Source organism: Allobosea sp. CER48 (assembly GCF_044752385.1).
GTDB lineage: Bacteria > Pseudomonadota > Alphaproteobacteria > Rhizobiales > Beijerinckiaceae > Allobosea.
The window spans coordinates 1-1595 of the sequence record NZ_JBIWYK010000598.1; the positions used below are offsets into that span (position 1 = coordinate 1).

Genomic DNA, 1595 nt, shown 5'->3' on the forward strand with positions numbered 1-1595 from the left:
GGAAGGGGCGGCCATGCGCCGCCGCCACATGGACATATGGCAGGCGTCCCCTAGTCTGGGGCGCCGGCCCGGCGCGGCATAGCGCTTGCCAGGGCCCGTGCGCAACGGAGAGCCCTAGCCTTGACCGAACCCTGCGATCTCAGCGCCGTCGAAGCGCGCGCCCTTATCGGCGCCAAGAAACTGTCTGCCCGCGAGCTGCTCGACAGCTGCATCAGCCGCATGGACGCGGTTGACCCGGCGGTGAACGCGATGGTCGCGCGGGACGACGAGGCGGCACGCAAGGCGGCGAGCGCGGCAGACGAGGCAACGGCACGCGGCGACAAGCTCGGTGCCCTGCATGGCCTGCCGGTCGGCATCAAGGATCTGGAGAACGTCGCGGGGCTGCGCACCACCTATGGCAGCGCGCTCTATCGCGATTTCGTCCCGAAGGAGGACCAGCTCATCGTCGCCTCGGTGCGAAAGGCAGGTGCGATCATCGCCGGCAAGACCAATACGCCGGAATGGGGCGCCGGCGCCAACACGCGCAACGCCGTCTATGGCGCGACCGGCAACCCCTTCGACCCATCGAAGAGCGCGGCCGGCTCCTCCGGCGGTTCCGGCGTCGCGCTGGCGACCGGCATGGTGCCGATCGCGACCGGCTCCGACACTGGCGGTTCGCTGCGCAATCCCGCCGCCTTCAACGGCATCGTCGGCTTCCGTCCGACGCCGGGGCTGGTGCCGAGCGAGAAGCGCTCGCTCGGCTGGTACCCTCTGCCCGTTCTCGGCCCTATGGCCCGCAACGTCCCCGATCTCTGCCTGCTGCTCTCGGCCATGGTATCCGACAATGGCGCCGATCCGCTGGCGACGACGATCGACGGCAAGGTCGTGCGCCAGCCGCAGGATTTCGCCCGGCCCGGAGCGATCGACCTGGGTTCGCTCAAGGTGGCCGTGACGCCGGATTTCGGCTTCGCACCGACCGAACGCCTGATCCGCGACAGCTTTGCGGAGAAGGTCGGCGCCTTCAGCCATCTCTTCCATGCGGCCGAGGAGGCCACGCCGGACTGCGCCGGCACGGACGAGGCCTTCGAGATCCTTCGCGCGGTCGGCTTCCTGGCGAGCCATTATGACAAGGCCCGCGACACGCCCGACATGGTCGGCCCGAACGTCCGCGCCAATGTCGAGGAGGGGCTCGGCTATTCGGCGCTCGACATCGTGCGCGGGATGAAGCTGCAGACCGAGCTCTATCAGCGCTGGCAGGGCTTTTTCGACCATTACGACGTGATCCTGTCGCCGGCGGTGACGCTGAGTCCGCGGCCCTGGACGGAACTCTATCCGGCCGAGATCGACGGCAAGCCGACCCGCACCTATTTCCACTGGCTGGCCCTGGCCTATGCCGTCACCGTCGTCGGCCATCCCGCGATCTCGCTGCCGGTCGGGCTGGACCGCAACGGCATGCCCTTCGGCCTGCAGATCGTCGGCCCCCGCGGTGGCGATGCCAAGGTCCTGGCGGTTGCCGCCGCGCTTGAGGCTGCCCTGGCCGGCGATCCGCTGACGGCACGCCCAGTCCCGGATCTGGCCGGGCTCGCCAAGGCACCGCCGATCAGCGAGAGCCCGAA

Annotated in this window: 1 protein-coding gene; it reads left to right on the forward strand. The window is 69.3% G+C overall.

Translation table 11 applies throughout. The features are described from left to right. Window positions 1–120: 120 nt before the first annotated feature. Window positions 121–1595 (forward strand): amidase (locus ACIPIA_RS15875; protein WP_400510939.1); only part of this gene is annotated, 1475 nt, incomplete at its 3' end.